Origin of the sequence: Escherichia sp. WS3063 (genome assembly GCF_046486595.1) — a bacterium.
Classification (GTDB): domain Bacteria; phylum Pseudomonadota; class Gammaproteobacteria; order Enterobacterales; family Enterobacteriaceae; genus Escherichia; species Escherichia coli.
In genome coordinates, this window is the sequence record NZ_JBJQKY010000003.1 from 121620 (window position 1) to 136727 (window position 15108).

Sequence of the window (15108 nt, forward strand, 5' to 3'; positions counted from 1 at the left end):
CCCCTATATATAGTGTTCTAAGCAGCTTCCCTCACTACAGGTAGTCTGCATGAAACTATTGCGGAAAGAATTCCAAAAACAGGTACGACATACATGAATCAGAATCTGCTGGTGACAAAGCGCGACGGTAGCACAGAGCGCATCAATCTCGACAAAATCCATCGCGTTCTGGATTGGGCGGCAGAAGGACTGCATAACGTTTCGATTTCCCAGGTCGAACTGCGCTCCCACATTCAGTTTTATGACGGTATCAAGACCTCTGACATCCACGAAACCATTATCAAGGCTGCCGCAGACCTGATCTCCCGTGATGCGCCGGATTATCAGTATCTCGCCGCGCGCCTGGCGATCTTCCACCTGCGTAAAAAAGCCTACGGCCAGTTTGAGCCGCCTGCGCTGTACGACCACGTGGTGAAAATGGTCGAGATGGGCAAATACGATAATCATCTGCTGGAAGACTACACGGAAGAAGAGTTCAAGCAGATGGACACGTTTATCGATCACGACCGTGATATGACCTTCTCTTATGCTGCCGTTAAGCAGCTGGAAGGCAAATATCTGGTGCAGAACCGTGTGACCGGCGAAATCTACGAAAGCGCCCAGTTCCTTTATATTCTGGTTGCCGCGTGCCTGTTCTCGAACTACCCGCGTGAAACGCGCCTGCAATACGTGAAGCGTTTTTACGACGCGGTTTCCACATTTAAAATTTCGCTGCCGACGCCAATCATGTCCGGCGTGCGTACCCCGACTCGTCAGTTCAGCTCCTGCGTACTGATCGAGTGCGGCGACAGCCTGGATTCCATCAACGCCACCTCCAGCGCGATTGTTAAATACGTTTCCCAGCGTGCCGGGATCGGCATCAACGCCGGGCGTATTCGTGCGCTGGGTAGCCCGATTCGCGGTGGCGAAGCGTTCCATACCGGTTGTATTCCGTTCTATAAGCATTTCCAGACAGCGGTGAAATCCTGCTCTCAGGGCGGTGTGCGCGGCGGTGCGGCAACACTGTTCTACCCGATGTGGCATCTGGAAGTGGAAAGCCTGCTGGTGTTGAAAAACAACCGTGGGGTTGAAGGCAACCGCGTGCGTCATATGGACTACGGGGTACAAATCAACAAACTGATGTATACCCGTCTGCTGAAAGGTGAAGATATCACCCTGTTCAGCCCGTCCGACGTACCGGGGTTGTACGACGCGTTCTTCGCCGATCAGGAAGAGTTTGAACGCCTGTACACCAAATATGAGAAAGATGACAGCATCCGCAAGCAGCGTGTGAAAGCCGTTGAGCTGTTCTCGCTGATGATGCAGGAACGTGCGTCTACCGGTCGTATCTATATTCAGAACGTAGACCACTGCAACACCCACAGCCCGTTTGATCCGGCTATTGCACCAGTGCGCCAGTCTAACCTGTGCCTGGAAATCGCCCTACCGACCAAACCACTGAACGACGTCAACGACGAGAACGGTGAAATCGCGCTGTGTACGCTGTCTGCTTTCAACCTGGGCGCAATTAACAGCCTGGATGAACTGGAAGAGCTGGCAATTCTGGCGGTTCGCGCACTCGACGCACTGCTGGATTATCAGGATTACCCGATCCCGGCCGCTAAACGTGGAGCGATGGGGCGTCGTACGCTGGGTATTGGTGTGATCAACTTCGCTTACTACCTGGCGAAGCACGGTAAACGCTACTCCGACGGCAGCGCCAACAACCTGACGCATAAAACCTTCGAAGCCATTCAGTATTACCTGCTGAAAGCGTCTAATGAGCTGGCGAAAGAGCAAGGCGCGTGCCCGTGGTTTAACGAAACCACTTACGCGAAAGGGATCCTGCCGATCGATACCTATAAGAAAGATCTGGATGCCATCGCTAATGAGCCGCTGCATTACGACTGGGAAGCACTGCGTGAGTCAATCAAAACGCACGGCCTGCGTAACTCCACGCTTTCTGCTCTGATGCCGTCAGAGACCTCTTCGCAGATCTCTAACGCCACTAACGGTATTGAACCGCCGCGTGGTTACGTCAGCATCAAAGCGTCGAAAGACGGTATTCTGCGCCAGGTGGTGCCGGACTACGAGCATCTGCACGACGCCTATGAACTGCTGTGGGAAATGCCGGGTAACGATGGCTATCTGCAACTGGTGGGTATCATGCAGAAATTTATCGATCAGTCGATCTCTGCTAACACCAACTACGATCCATCACGTTTCCCGTCAGGAAAAGTGCCGATGCAGCAGTTGCTGAAAGACCTGCTCACCGCCTACAAATTCGGGGTCAAAACGCTGTATTATCAGAACACCCGTGACGGTGCTGAAGACGCACAAGACGATCTGGTGCCGTCAATCCAGGACGATGGCTGCGAAAGCGGCGCATGTAAGATCTGATTTTGAGATGCCGGATGCGGCGTGAACGCCTTATCTGGCCTACGGCTCGGTTTGTAGGCCTGATAAGACGCGCCAGCGTCGCATCAGGCACAGGATGCGGCGTAAAATGCCTTATCCGGCATTAAACTCCCAACAGGACACATTCATGGCATATACCACCTTTTCACAGACGAAAAATGATCAGCTGAAAGAACCGATGTTCTTTGGTCAGCCGGTCAACGTGGCTCGCTACGATCAGCAAAAATATGACATCTTCGAAAAGCTGATCGAAAAGCAGCTCTCTTTCTTCTGGCGTCCGGAAGAAGTTGACGTTTCTCGTGACCGTATCGATTACCAGGCACTACCTGAACACGAAAAACACATCTTTATCAGCAACCTGAAATATCAGACGCTGCTGGACTCCATTCAGGGTCGCAGCCCGAACGTGGCACTGCTGCCGCTGATCTCGATCCCGGAACTGGAAACCTGGGTAGAAACCTGGGCGTTCTCAGAAACGATTCATTCCCGCTCCTATACCCATATCATCCGTAATATCGTTAACGATCCGTCGGTTGTGTTTGACGATATCGTCACTAACGAGCAGATCCAGAAACGTGCGGAAGGGATCTCCAGCTATTACGATGAACTGATCGAAATGACCAGCTACTGGCATCTGCTGGGCGAAGGCACCCACACCGTCAACGGTAAAACCGTGACCGTTAGCCTACGTGAGCTGAAGAAAAAACTGTATCTCTGCCTGATGAGCGTTAACGCGCTGGAAGCGATTCGTTTCTATGTCAGCTTTGCTTGTTCTTTCGCATTTGCGGAACGCGAACTGATGGAAGGCAACGCCAAGATTATTCGCTTGATTGCCCGTGACGAAGCCCTACACCTGACCGGCACCCAGCATATGCTGAATCTGCTGCGCAGCGGCGCGGATGATCCGGAGATGGCGGAAATTGCCGAAGAATGTAAGCAGGAGTGCTATGACCTGTTTGTCCAGGCGGCACAGCAAGAGAAAGACTGGGCGGATTATCTGTTCCGTGATGGTTCGATGATTGGTCTGAATAAAGACATCCTCTGCCAGTACGTTGAATACATCACCAATATCCGTATGCAGGCAGTCGGTTTGGATCTGCCGTTCCAGACGCGCTCCAACCCGATCCCGTGGATCAACACCTGGCTGGTGTCTGATAACGTGCAGGTTGCTCCGCAGGAAGTGGAAGTCAGTTCTTATCTGGTCGGTCAGATTGACGCGGAAGTGGACACCGACGATTTGAGTAACTTCCAGCTCTGATGGCCCGCGTTACCCTGCGCATTACTGGCACACAACTGCTGTGCCAGGATGAACACCCTTCCCTTCTGGCGGCGCTGGAATCCCACAATGTGGCGGTTGAGTACCAGTGCCGCGAAGGTTACTGCGGCTCCTGTCGCACCCGACTGGTCGCAGGCCAGGTGGACTGGATTGCCGAACCGTTAGCTTTTATTCAGCCGGGGGAAATTTTGCCCTGTTGTTGCCGGGCAAAAGGCGATATTGAAATCGAGATGTGAATTGGTTTTAACGCCAGATACGACGCTTATACGTCTTATCTGGCCTACAACGATTACATAGCGTAGTAATATGCTTTCACCTGCTCCCAGTCCGCTTTGGGGATCGGCTCCAGATATTTTTCCAGCTGGCGGAAGTCATGATTAATCGCTTTATCACGACGCAAGCGGCGACGACTTTTCTCCAGGTCAAGAAATCCAGCTTCTGCCTTACCTTCTGTTTTCACATAGATATGGCGAACATAACAACAGCCATGCTGACGATTAACGCTATGCATTTTCTTAAACGCCAGCGCCACTGCTTTCAACATGGCTTGCCGTACTTCGTCAGAATAAGGCGATACTGCATGCCGGGCATACCAGTCAGCAATGCTGATGAACCCCGCCATATCTTCAGTCACCAGCAACGCGCGCCATTCCCCCTCAATTTTCACCGCTTCACCAAAAACGATCTTCGGCACGATGACACCAGCCCGTTCCAGTTCTTTAATTACCGCAACCTCACGGACAATCGTTGGTCGACCGAACGGATAACGTACGGAATGAAACAGATGATGCGTCATGCGCTTTACATATAGCTTTTTGCCGTTGCGCTCGACGCATTGCACCCCGCTCATACCATTACGGCGATAGTTAGGCTCTTCAACCCAGTCGCCCTCTGTTGCCCACCAGTGATTAAATTCGTCGTGCTTTGCTGAAACTGCCATACCCTATCGCCTGTCATTTTTTATTTACGACAATGACTATAGGTGGTTACCTGCGAAAAATCTTAATGAAACGTGTCGTATTAATGAATTTCTTTTGCCGCTACTAGCATGACACCGCTTTTGCCCTTCATTTGCAGCGCATAGACTCCACCAGCCACTACCACTAATAGTGCACCCAGCAGATAAATCATTCGGTAGCCAGTATGTGCAACCATCATCCCCATCACACAGGCTCCCAGCGCCAGGCCTGCATCCATCGCATTGAAGAAGAGGGAGTTTGCGACACCGATTTTATGCGGTTCCACTGAACTGATAATCTGCGTCTGAAAAACTGGCGTCACGGAACCATACCCGATACCAATCAATGCGCCAGAAACAACCATCATTATGCTTCCCTGGGTGTAGCCGAGAACCACCAGTCCTACCGTAAAGAACACAAGGCAAGGGTAAACCACATATTTCGGTCCTTTTTTGTCGCAGACATTGCCGGTAAAGGTACGGCAGATCATCAGGAAGATAGCGTAGCAAAGCAGGAAATTACTGGCTGCCGACATCAGGTTAAGTTCGCGTGCATAAAGCGCCAGAAAAGCAGAAACCCCGGCATACGAAAAGGTCATAAAAAAGGTGACCATCGCAAATGGCAACGCCGCGCGATCGAACATGGCGGCGAAGCCCATTTTCGGCGTTGAACCATCAGTATGGCTGATAACCGGCGGCACTGTCATAATCAGCGACAGAATAATCCCCACCGCTGCCACGCCGGTGCATAACCAGAAAGCCATATTAAAGGCCTCCCAGCGCGCCATATTCAGGCCAATCCACGGCCCGACCACCATTGCCAGCCCCATTGCCAGAGAGAAAAAACTGATGCCCTCCCCACGTCGGGAGGCCGGGATCAGCCGCGCGGAAATCGTTCCTTTTACCGTAGTGATAACCCCGAAGGTAATACCATGAAGCACCCGAATAAAAAGCAGTGATTCAATTGAGTGGCAAAAAGGATACAGCGCAGTGACCACCAAGAAGGCCAGAGAAGAGAGCCCCAGAATAGTTTTATTCGAATATTTGCCCACCCATTGCCCGGCAAAGGGGCGAATAACAATGGCGGCAATTAAAAATAAAGTCACCAACAAACCTGCTTTATCAGGAGAGGCATGCAAGCGGTCTGAGATATAAATTGGCAACAATGTTAGTAAAACATAAAAGACGAAGAAAATAATAAAACTGATGATGGTTATTGCCCAAAAATCCTTCGTCCATAACTTCTCTTTCATACCCTACCGCCTGTCAGGATGACGCACGCAGACAACACTCCCGTTACTGCGGTTACGTCAAATTGTGATGTACTTTGCAGAACAGAAGTATAAATGGCGGCATGCTATTAGAGAAATTAATCGTTTTAATATTATTGATTAGCAAACTCTAATGACTCTTACCCAAATAAATTCTTTACTCGCCGTGCTGGATTACGGTGGCTTTACTGAAGCCAGCAAGCGATTGTTCATGACGCAGTCGGCGGTAAGTCAGGCAATTGCTGCCCTCGAACAAGAACTTGGCGTGAATATACTGTTACGCGATCGCCGTAAAGCTATACAACTGACCTCTGCAGGTCACCGCATTATGCATCATCTGCGCGCCATTAATCGGGAAGTGAACGCAGTAAAAGAGATAGCCGAGCAGGAAAAGCAGAACCCCCAAAGAACGCTGAGACTTGGTTGTTTCCCCAGCGTCTGCGCCTGTATCTTACCGGCTGTGATTCGCTACTTTGAAATTCATCATCCGAATATAAAAATTATTCCTTTTGAGGAAAATAGCACAGCGATTATTGATTCCCTTCAGAATGAATCCATTGATGCCGGTTTTGTTCATTTTCCGGTGAGCGGAATGTACTCCGTGCCCATTTATCAGGATAAATTCACCGTAGTGTTACCGCCCAACCATGCTCTGGCAAAAAACAGCACTATTACAGTGGAAGAGTTAATGGGTGAACCATTAATTATTAGTAAAGGACGCTATGAATTAAGCATTATGGCACTATTTAAAGAAAAGAATATTACCCCACAGATAAAATATGAATTTAATCACCCGGATACAGCGATCAGTTTTATTCGACAGGGATTAGGCATCGCCTTATTACCAGAGTTAACGCTGAAAACCATTGCAGATGAATTGTGTTCCGTTCCTCTCGAACCAACCTTCTATCGACAGATTTCGTTGCTGGCTAAAGAAAAGCCGGTAGAAGGCAGTCCACTGTTTTTACTACAAATGTGCACAGAACAATTAGTGGAGAGTGGAAAATTTGATATGAGACAGGATGGCGCATGAACGCCATCCTGCAGTAGCATTACTCTTTATTAAGGAATTTTACTGCCTTATCAGGGAAATCAGTAAACAGCCCATTTACACCCGCTTTGTTATACAGAGCATCATATAACTGATTCACATCAGTAGTGTATTCAGGCAGCTTATCTGACCGCACGGTGTAAGGATGCACTACCAGTTTATTCTGCTGAGCATCTTGCACCATGCCAGTGAGTTTGATATTACCTGGCTGCGATGTCTCCTCAATCAACATATGGTAATCCGGACCAATACCATCAGCATATTCCGCCACCTGTTTCATGGCCCCCGGCTTAAACATCCAGTCGTAGTTGTAATTAACCCAGCTTCCGTCCGGCTGTTTCTGCTGAGTTTCGTTCCAGTCGGTATAGGCAATCAGCTGTACCAGATTGAGGTCCATGCCCATTTTAGGTTCCAGCTCATTCTTAATACGCTTCAGCTCATCAGCATCAAAACATTGCAAATAAACTTTGTCGTCCTTACCGGTGTAACCATATTTCTTCAGCACTTCCAGCGTTTTTGCCGCAATATCCTTCCCTTCCTGATGATGGAACCACGGCGCTTTAATCTCCGGGTAGATACCAATATTTTTCCCGGTAGAGTGGTTTAACCCCTGAACAAATTCAATCTCTTCTTCAAAAGTGTGCACCCGGAAGTCAGATTTACCCATTGGGAAACGCCCCGGATAAGTCTGTACTTTCTTACCGTTTTCAATATCGAAACCTTCGGTAAATTTCAGTGACTTAATTTCATCGAGCGTGAAATCTATCGCGTAGTAACGACCGTCTTTGCGCGCCCGATCCGGGAAACGATCGGCAACATCAGTAACACGATCGAGATAATGGTCATGCAGAACAACCAGATGGTCGTCTTTGGTCATCACCAAATCCTGTTCCAGATAATCCGCTCCCTGCGCATACGCCATCGCTTTTGCTGGCAGCGTATGCTCCGGCAAATATCCACTGGCACCGCGATGGGCGATGACTATTTTTTCGTTGCTGTCCGCCGCCATTGCACTGCTTCCCATGATCATTCCACTCATCATGATCGCCATGCTAAGGTTTTTCAGCGTCAATTTCATGCCATTAGCCTCCGTTGCGTTTTTGCAGTAATTCCTGATGGCGACGTTTTTCGCCAATCATCACAACAATCAACAAGATAACCGCCAGAATGCTGCCGCCAATCATTACCATAAAGCCGCCATCCCAGCCGAAGAAGTCCACGGTGTAGCCAACAATCGCGCTCGCCGCCACCGAACCGCCCAGGTAACCAAACAGCCCGGTAAAGCCCGCTGCCGTACCTGCCGCTTTTTTCGGTGCCAGTTCCAGCGCATGCAGACCGATCAGCATCACAGGGCCGTAGATCAGGAAGCCGATAACAATCATACAAATCATATCTACGGTTGGGTTACCTGCCGGGTTCATCCAGTAAACGATAGTCGCGATGGTTACCAGTGTCATAAAGAAGACGCCGGTGGCCCCACGGTTGCCACGGAAGACTTTATCCGACATCCAGCCGCACAGCAGGGTGCCCGGAATGCCCGCATACTCATAGAAGAAGTAGGCCCAGGAGGATTTATCCAGCGCGAAGTGTTTCACCTCTTTCAGATAAGTCGGTGACCAGTCGAGGATGCCGTAACGCAGCAGATAAACGAACACGTTGGCGATAGCGATGTACCACAGCAATTTGTTCGGCAGCACGTACTGCATGAAGATTTGCTTCGCAGTCAGCTCCTGTTCCGCTTTTTCGTTATAGTCGTCCGGATAATCATTTTTGTACTCTTCGATCGGCGGCAGGCCACAGGATTGCGGGGTATCGCGCATCATCGCAAAGGCGAACAGTGCCACCAGAATGGCGCAGAAAGCGGGCATATAGAGCGCCGCGTGCCAGTCATTGAACCAGGCCATCCCCAGCAGGAACAGCAGCGGCGGAATACCACCACCGACGTTGTGTGCACAGTTCCACACTGACACAATGCCGCCACGTTCTTTCTGCGACCACCAGTGCACCATAGTACGACCACACGGCGGCCACCCCATCCCCTGGAACCAACCGCAGAGGAACAACAGTACAAACATCACCGCGATGCTCGACGTCGCCCACGGCACAAAGCCCATAAACAACATCACTGCCGCCGCCAGAATCAAACCTGCGGGCAGGAAAACGCGCGGATTCGAGCGATCCGATACCGAACCCATGATGAATTTCGAAAATCCATAAGCAATCGAGATCCCCGAAAGGGCAAAACCTAAATCACCGCGTGAGAATCCCTGCTCAACCAGATAAGGCATAGCGAGCGCAAAGTTCTTACGAACCAAATAGTAAGCAGCATAGCCAAAGAATATCCCCAGGAAAATTTGCCAGCGCAATCGACGATAAGTCGGATCGATCTCCGCAGCAGGTAAGCGCGCTTTGTGTGGCGCTGGTTTAAAAATACTCAACATTGAAAGCCTCCGTGGCCCGTGGTCTTATTTATGATTAACAGACTGATTCAGTGGGAGAACCTGCCGTTTCTTGAGTTGCCGCGATGTTAAGAAAACATTCATAAATTAAATGTGAATTACCGCACACATTATTAAATACGATGGTTTAAATGTTCAGAATGACGCATGAAATCACGTTTCACTTTCGAATTATGAGCGAATATGCGCGAAATCAAACAATTCATGTTTTTACTATGGCTAAATGGTAAAAAACGAACTTCAGAGGGATAACAATGAAAACTCGCGACTCGCAATCAAGTGACGTGATTATCATTGGCGGCGGCGCAACGGGAGCCGGGATTGCCCGCGACTGTGCCCTGCGCGGGCTGCGCGTGATTTTGGTAGAGCGCCACGACATCGCAACCGGTGCCACCGGGCGTAACCACGGCCTGCTGCACAGCGGTGCGCGCTATGCGGTAACCGATGCGGAATCGGCCCGCGAATGTATTAGTGAAAACCAGATCCTGAAACGCATTGCGCGTCACTGCGTTGAACCGACCAACGGCCTGTTTATCACCCTGCCGGAAGATGACCTCTCCTTCCAGGCCACTTTTATCCGCGCCTGCGAAGAAGCAGGGATCAGCGCAGAAGCTATAGACCCGCAGCAAGCGCGCATTATCGAACCTGCCGTTAACCCGGCACTGATTGGCGCGGTGAAAGTTCCGGATGGCACCGTTGATCCATTTCGTCTGACCGCAGCAAATATGCTTGATGCCAAAGAACACGGTGCGGTTATCCTTACTGCTCATGAAGTCACGGGACTGATTCGTGAAGGCGCGACGGTGTGCGGCGTTCATGTACGTAACCACCTCACCGGCGAAACCCAGGCACTTCATGCGCCTGTCGTGGTTAATGCAGCCGGGATCTGGGGGCAACATATTGCGGAATATGCCGATCTGCGCATTCGCATGTTCCCGGCGAAAGGGTCGCTGCTGATTATGGATCACCGCATTAATCAGCATGTGATCAACCGCTGCCGTAAACCTTCTGACGCCGATATTCTGGTGCCTGGCGATACCATTTCGCTAATTGGCACCACCTCTTTACGTATTGATTACAACGAGATTGACGATAATCGAGTGACGGCAGAAGAAGTTGATATTCTGCTGCGTGAAGGGGAAAAACTGGCCCCCGTGATGGCGAAAACGCGCATTTTGCGAGCCTACTCTGGCGTACGCCCGCTGGTTGCCAGCGATGACGATCCGAGCGGACGTAACGTCAGCCGTGGCATCGTGCTGCTCGATCATGCTGAACGCGATGGTCTGGACGGGTTTATCACCATCACCGGTGGCAAACTGATGACCTACCGCCTGATGGCGGAATGGGCTACTGACGCGGTGTGTCGCAAGCTGGGCAATACGCGCCCCTGTACGACCGCCGATCTGGCACTTCCAGGTTCACAGGAACCCGCTGAAGTTACCTTGCGTAAAGTCATCTCCCTGCCTGCCCCGCTGCGCGGTTCTGCGGTTTATCGTCATGGCGATCGCACGCCTGCCTGGCTTAGCGAAGGCCGTCTGCACCGCAGCCTGGTATGTGAGTGCGAAGCGGTAACTGCGGGTGAAGTGCAGTACGCAGTAGAAAATTTAAACGTTAACAGCCTGTTGGATTTACGTCGTCGCACCCGTGTGGGGATGGGAACCTGCCAGGGCGAGCTCTGCGCCTGCCGCGCTGCCGGACTGCTACAGCGTTTTAACGTCACGACGTCCGCGCAATCTATCGAGCAACTTTCCACCTTCCTTAACGAACGCTGGAAAGGCGTGCAACCCATCGCCTGGGGAGACGCATTGCGCGAAAGCGAGTTTACCCGTTGGGTTTATCAGGGACTTTGTGGTCTGGAGAAGGAGCAGAAAGATGCGCTTTGATACTGTCATTATGGGCGGCGGGCTCGCCGGATTACTCTGCGGCCTGCAACTGCAAAAACACGGACTGCGCTGTGCCATTGTTACGCGTGGTCAAAGCGCGCTGCATTTTTCATCCGGATCGCTGGATTTGCTGAGCCATCTGCCGGATGGTCAACCGGTGACAGACATTCACAGTGGACTGGAATCTTTGCGTCAGCAGGCTCCAGCCCATCCTTACACTCTTCTCGGGCCACAACGCGTACTCGATCTCGCTTGCCAGGCGCAGGCATTAATCGCTGAAAGCGGTGCACAATTGCAGGGCAGCGTAGAACTGGCTCACCAGCGGGTTACGCCACTCGGCACTCTGCGCTCAACCTGGCTAAGTGCGCCAGAAGTCCCCGTCTGGCCGCTGCCCGCGAAGAAAATATGTGTAGTAGGAATTAGCGGTCTGATGGATTTTCAGGCGCATCTTGCGGCGGCTTCGTTGCGCGAACTCGACCTTGCCGTTGAAACCGCAGAAATTGAACTGCCGGAACTGGATGTGCTGCGCAACAACGCCACCGAGTTTCGCGCGGTGAATATCGCCCGTTTCCTTGATAACGAAGAGAACTGGCCGCTGTTACTTGATGCGCTTATTCCTGTCGCCAATACCTGCGAAATGATCCTGATGCCCGCCTGCTTCGGCCTGGCCGATGACAAACTGTGGCATTGGTTGAATGAAAAACTACCTTGTTCACTGATGCTTTTGCCAACGCTGCCGCCTTCCGTGCTGGGTATTCGTCTGCAAAACCAGTTACAGCGCCAGTTTGTGCGCCAGGGTGGCGTGTGGATGCCAGGCGATGAAGTGAAAAAAGTGACCTGTAAAAATGGCGTAGTAAATGAAATCTGGACGCGCAATCACGCCGATATCCCGCTGCGTCCACGCTTTGCCGTGCTCGCCAGCGGCAGTTTCTTTAGCGGCGGACTGGTGGCGGAACGTAACGGCATTCGAGAGCCGATTCTCGGCCTTGATGTGCTACAAACCGCCACGCGGGGTGAATGGTATAAGGGCGATTTTTTTGCGCCGCAACCGTGGCAGCAGTTCGGTGTAACCACTGATGAGGCACTACGCCCGTCGCAGGCAGGGCAAACCATTGAGAACCTGTTTGCCATCGGTTCGGTGCTGGGCGGATTTGATCCCATCGCCCAGGGATGCGGCGGCGGTGTTTGTGCCGTCAGTGCTTTACATGCCGCTCAACAGATTGCCCAACGCGCAGGAGGCCAACAATGAACGACACCAGCTTCGAAAACTGCATTAAGTGCACCGTCTGCACCACCGCCTGCCCGGTGAGCCGGGTGAATCCGGGATATCCGGGGCCAAAACAAGCCGGGCCGGATGGCGAGCGTCTGCGTTTGAAAGATGGCGCACTGTATGACGAGGCGCTGAAATATTGCATCAACTGCAAACGTTGCGAAGTCGCCTGCCCGTCCGATGTGAAGATTGGCGATATCATCCAGCGCGCGCGGGCGAAATATGACACCACACGCCCGTCGCTGCGCAATTTTGTGTTGAGTCATACCGACCTGATGGGTAGCGTTTCCACGCCATTCGCACCAATCGTCAATACCGCTACCTCGCTGAAACCAGTGCGGCAGCTGCTTGATGCGGCGTTAAAAATCGATCATCGCCGCACGCTACCGAAATACTCCTTCGGTACGTTCCGTCGCTGGTATCGCAGCGTGGCGGCCCAGCAGGCACAATATAAAGACCAGGTGGCTTTCTTTCACGGCTGCTTCGTTAACTACAACCATCCGCAGTTAGGCAAAGATTTAATTAAAGTGCTCAACGCAATGGGTACCGGTGTACAACTGCTCAGCAAAGAAAAATGCTGCGGCGTACCGCTGATCGCCAACGGCTTTACCGATAAAGCACGTAAACAGGCAATTACGAATGTAGAGTCGATCCGCGAAGCTGTGGGAGTAAAAGGCATTCCGGTGATTGCCACCTCCTCAACTTGTACATTTGCCCTGCGCGACGAATACCCGGAAGTGCTGAATGTAGACAACAAAGGCTTGCGCGATCATATCGAACTGGCGACCCGCTGGCTGTGGCGCAAGCTGGACGAAGGCAAAACGTTACCGCTGAAAACGCTGCCGCTGAAAGTGGTTTATCACACTCCGTGCCATATGGAAAAAATGGGCTGGACGCTCTACACCCTGGAGCTGTTGCGTAAAATCCCGGGACTTGAGTTAACGGTGCTGGATTCCCAGTGCTGCGGTATTGCGGGTACTTACGGTTTCAAAAAAGAGAACTACCCCACCTCACAAGCCATCGGCGCACCACTGTTCCGTCAGATAGAAGAGAGCGGCGCAGATCTGGTGGTCACTGACTGCGAAACCTGTAAATGGCAGATTGAGATGTCCACAAGTCTTCGCTGCGAACATCCGATTACGCTACTGGCCCAGGCGCTGGCTTAAACTCCTTTCTGATGCCCGGTAAGCATGTGGTTACCGGGCATTTTTGCGTACACGATTCCGTGCCCAATGTATACGTTGCAACGCAGTGAAAATTCCTCTGAAAACGTCTCGCAAAGGCTGAAACTGGCAGATGTCAAAGGCCTGGGATAACCGTAATGTCGCGTCATCATAAATATCAGGTGACGGACAACCATGACCGAATCAACAACCTCCTCCCCGCATGATGCGGTATTTAAAACCTTTATGTTCTCGCCCGATACGGCGCGAGATTTTCTGGAAATACATCTACCAGAGCCGCTGCGCAAGCTTTGCAACCTGCAAACCTTACGCCTGGAACCCACCAGCTTTATTGAAAAAAGTTTACGCGCTTACTACTCGGATGTTTTGTGGTCTGTGGAAACCAGCGAGGGTGACGGTTATATCTACTGCGTGATTGAACATCAAAGCTCTGCAGAAAAGAATATGGCTTTTCGGCTAATGCGCTATGCCACTGCCGCCATGCAGCGTCACCTGGACAAAGGCTATGACAGAGTCCCGCTAGTGGTACCATTGCTGTTTTATCATGGCGAAACCTCGCCCTACCCGTACTCACTCAACTGGCTGGATGAGTTTGACGATCCGCAACTTGCCCGGCAGTTGTACACCGAAGCTTTTCCGTTGGTGGATATCACCATCGTACCTGACGATGAGATCATGCAACATCGGCGTATAGCTCTGCTGGAACTGATTCAAAAGCATATTCGCGACCGCGATTTAATCGGTATGGTCGACAGGATCACCACGCTTTTGGTTAGAGGCTTCACTAATGACAGCCAGCTACAAACGCTGTTTAATTATCTGCTGCAATGCGGCGATACCTCCCGTTTCACCCGTTTTATTGAGGAGATTGCCGAACGTTCACCACTACAAAAGGAGAGATTAATGACTATTGCTGAACGGCTGAGGCAGGAAGGGCATCAAATTGGCTGGCAGGAGGGTAAAATTGAAGGTTGGCAGGAGGGGAAATTGGAGGGTTTGCAGAAAGGCAAAGTAGAAGGTATGCATGAACAAGCCATTAAAATTGCCTTGCGCATGCTGGAACAGGGCTTTGAACGTGAGATTGTGCTGGCGACAACCCAACTCACTGATGCTGATATTCCGAACGGTCATTAAAAGGAGAGATTAATGACTATTGCTGAACGGCTGCGGCAAGAAGGGCATCAAATTGGCTGGCAGGAGGGTAAATTAGAAGGCATGCATGAACAAGCCATTAAAATTGCCTTGCGCATGCTGGAACAGGGCATTGATCGTGACCTGGTGCTCGCTGCCACCCAGCTAAGCGAAGCCGATCTGGCAGCGAATAACCACTAATTAACACAGGCCCACAGCCGATCCCCG

At 51.4% G+C, this 15108-nt stretch carries 12 protein-coding genes and 1 pseudogene; 9 read left to right on the top strand and 4 right to left on the bottom strand.

The window, feature by feature from the left end; genetic code table 11:
* Positions 1-93: 93 nt before the first annotated feature.
* From nrdA to yfaE, 3 genes are all read left to right on the top strand, one after another.
* Complete coding sequence (gene nrdA / locus ACJHYW_RS03975) at positions 94-2379, top strand: class 1a ribonucleoside-diphosphate reductase subunit alpha (protein ID WP_001075170.1); 2286 nt, start codon at positions 94-96, stop codon at positions 2377-2379.
* A gap of 145 nt (positions 2380-2524) precedes the next feature.
* Entirely contained in the window at positions 2525-3655 is a 1131-nt protein-coding gene (gene nrdB / locus ACJHYW_RS03980; protein WP_000332036.1) for a class Ia ribonucleoside-diphosphate reductase subunit beta, read from the top strand.
* Entirely contained in the window at positions 3655-3909 is a 255-nt protein-coding gene (gene yfaE / locus ACJHYW_RS03985) for a ferredoxin-like diferric-tyrosyl radical cofactor maintenance protein YfaE (protein ID WP_000135040.1), read from the top strand. Before nrdB ends, yfaE begins: the two co-directional genes overlap by 1 nt.
* 53 nt (positions 3910-3962) lie before the next feature.
* Here the strand turns inward: yfaE and inaA are convergent, their stop codons facing one another.
* Together inaA and ACJHYW_RS03995 are read right to left on the bottom strand one after the other, a co-directional pair.
* On the bottom strand, positions 3963-4613 hold the full coding sequence (inaA, locus tag ACJHYW_RS03990) for a lipopolysaccharide kinase InaA (RefSeq protein ID WP_000301031.1): 651 nt from the start codon (positions 4611-4613) through the stop codon (positions 3963-3965).
* Between the two features lie 80 nt (positions 4614-4693).
* On the bottom strand, positions 4694-5884 hold the full coding sequence (locus ACJHYW_RS03995; protein WP_000660220.1) for an MFS transporter: 1191 nt from the start codon (positions 5882-5884) through the stop codon (positions 4694-4696).
* Positions 5885-6035: 151 nt separating this feature from the next.
* Between ACJHYW_RS03995 and ACJHYW_RS04000 the strand changes: the two genes are divergently transcribed.
* Complete coding sequence (locus ACJHYW_RS04000; protein ID WP_000176733.1) at positions 6036-6935, top strand: LysR family transcriptional regulator; 900 nt, start codon at positions 6036-6038, stop codon at positions 6933-6935.
* Positions 6936-6954: 19 nt separating this feature from the next.
* On the opposite strand, the gene glpQ is transcribed toward ACJHYW_RS04000, so the two are convergent.
* Together glpQ and glpT are read right to left on the bottom strand one after the other, a co-directional pair.
* Positions 6955-8031 carry a glycerophosphodiester phosphodiesterase gene (gene glpQ / locus ACJHYW_RS04005; protein ID WP_000779074.1) on the bottom strand — a complete coding sequence of 359 codons (1077 nt, stop codon included), beginning with the start codon at positions 8029-8031 and terminating at the stop codon, positions 6955-6957.
* Positions 8032-8035: 4 nt separating this feature from the next.
* Complete coding sequence (gene glpT, locus ACJHYW_RS04010; RefSeq protein WP_000948724.1) at positions 8036-9394, bottom strand: glycerol-3-phosphate transporter; 1359 nt, start codon at positions 9392-9394, stop codon at positions 8036-8038.
* A gap of 272 nt (positions 9395-9666) precedes the next feature.
* Between glpT and glpA the strand changes: the two genes are divergently transcribed.
* The 5 genes and pseudogenes from glpA to ACJHYW_RS04035 form a co-directional block, all read left to right on the top strand.
* Positions 9667-11295, top strand: a complete 1629-nt coding sequence (gene glpA / locus ACJHYW_RS04015; protein ID WP_001559488.1) for an anaerobic glycerol-3-phosphate dehydrogenase subunit A — start codon at positions 9667-9669, stop codon at positions 11293-11295.
* Entirely contained in the window at positions 11285-12544 is a 1260-nt protein-coding gene (glpB, locus tag ACJHYW_RS04020) for a glycerol-3-phosphate dehydrogenase subunit GlpB (RefSeq protein ID WP_001209943.1), read from the top strand. Before glpA ends, glpB begins: the two co-directional genes overlap by 11 nt.
* Positions 12541-13731, top strand: coding sequence for an anaerobic glycerol-3-phosphate dehydrogenase subunit GlpC (gene glpC / locus ACJHYW_RS04025; protein WP_001000381.1), 1191 nt, complete (start codon positions 12541-12543; stop codon positions 13729-13731). Before glpB ends, glpC begins: the two co-directional genes overlap by 4 nt.
* Before the next feature lie 192 nt (positions 13732-13923).
* Positions 13924-14883 (top strand): ISNCY family transposase, encoded by a 960-nt coding sequence (locus tag ACJHYW_RS04030; protein WP_061092621.1) that lies wholly within the window; start codon positions 13924-13926, stop codon positions 14881-14883.
* A pseudogene (locus tag ACJHYW_RS04035) lies at positions 14884-15081 on the top strand (hypothetical protein); the annotation flags it as partial.
* Positions 15082-15108 lie beyond the last annotated feature (27 nt).

What these genes read in the sequence shown, in the direction of transcription:
- glpB (WP_001209943.1), top strand. Translation starts at nt 11,285, where the DNA reads ATGCGCTTTGATACTGTCATTATGGGCGGCGGGCTCGCCGGATTACTC.
- glpA (WP_001559488.1), top strand. Translation starts at nt 9,667, where the DNA reads ATGAAAACTCGCGACTCGCAATCAAGTGACGTGATTATCATTGGCGGC.
- inaA (WP_000301031.1), bottom strand. Translation starts at nt 4,613, where the DNA reads ATGGCAGTTTCAGCAAAGCACGACGAATTTAATCACTGGTGGGCAACA.
- nrdA (WP_001075170.1), top strand. Translation starts at nt 94, where the DNA reads ATGAATCAGAATCTGCTGGTGACAAAGCGCGACGGTAGCACAGAGCGC.
- nrdB (WP_000332036.1), top strand. Translation starts at nt 2,525, where the DNA reads ATGGCATATACCACCTTTTCACAGACGAAAAATGATCAGCTGAAAGAA.
- glpT (WP_000948724.1), bottom strand. Translation starts at nt 9,394, where the DNA reads ATGTTGAGTATTTTTAAACCAGCGCCACACAAAGCGCGCTTACCTGCT.
- ACJHYW_RS03995 (WP_000660220.1), bottom strand. Translation starts at nt 5,884, where the DNA reads ATGAAAGAGAAGTTATGGACGAAGGATTTTTGGGCAATAACCATCATC.
- ACJHYW_RS04030 (WP_061092621.1), top strand. Translation starts at nt 13,924, where the DNA reads ATGACCGAATCAACAACCTCCTCCCCGCATGATGCGGTATTTAAAACC.
- ACJHYW_RS04000 (WP_000176733.1), top strand. Translation starts at nt 6,036, where the DNA reads ATGACTCTTACCCAAATAAATTCTTTACTCGCCGTGCTGGATTACGGT.
- yfaE (WP_000135040.1), top strand. Translation starts at nt 3,655, where the DNA reads ATGGCCCGCGTTACCCTGCGCATTACTGGCACACAACTGCTGTGCCAG.
- glpQ (WP_000779074.1), bottom strand. Translation starts at nt 8,031, where the DNA reads ATGAAATTGACGCTGAAAAACCTTAGCATGGCGATCATGATGAGTGGA.
- glpC (WP_001000381.1), top strand. Translation starts at nt 12,541, where the DNA reads ATGAACGACACCAGCTTCGAAAACTGCATTAAGTGCACCGTCTGCACC.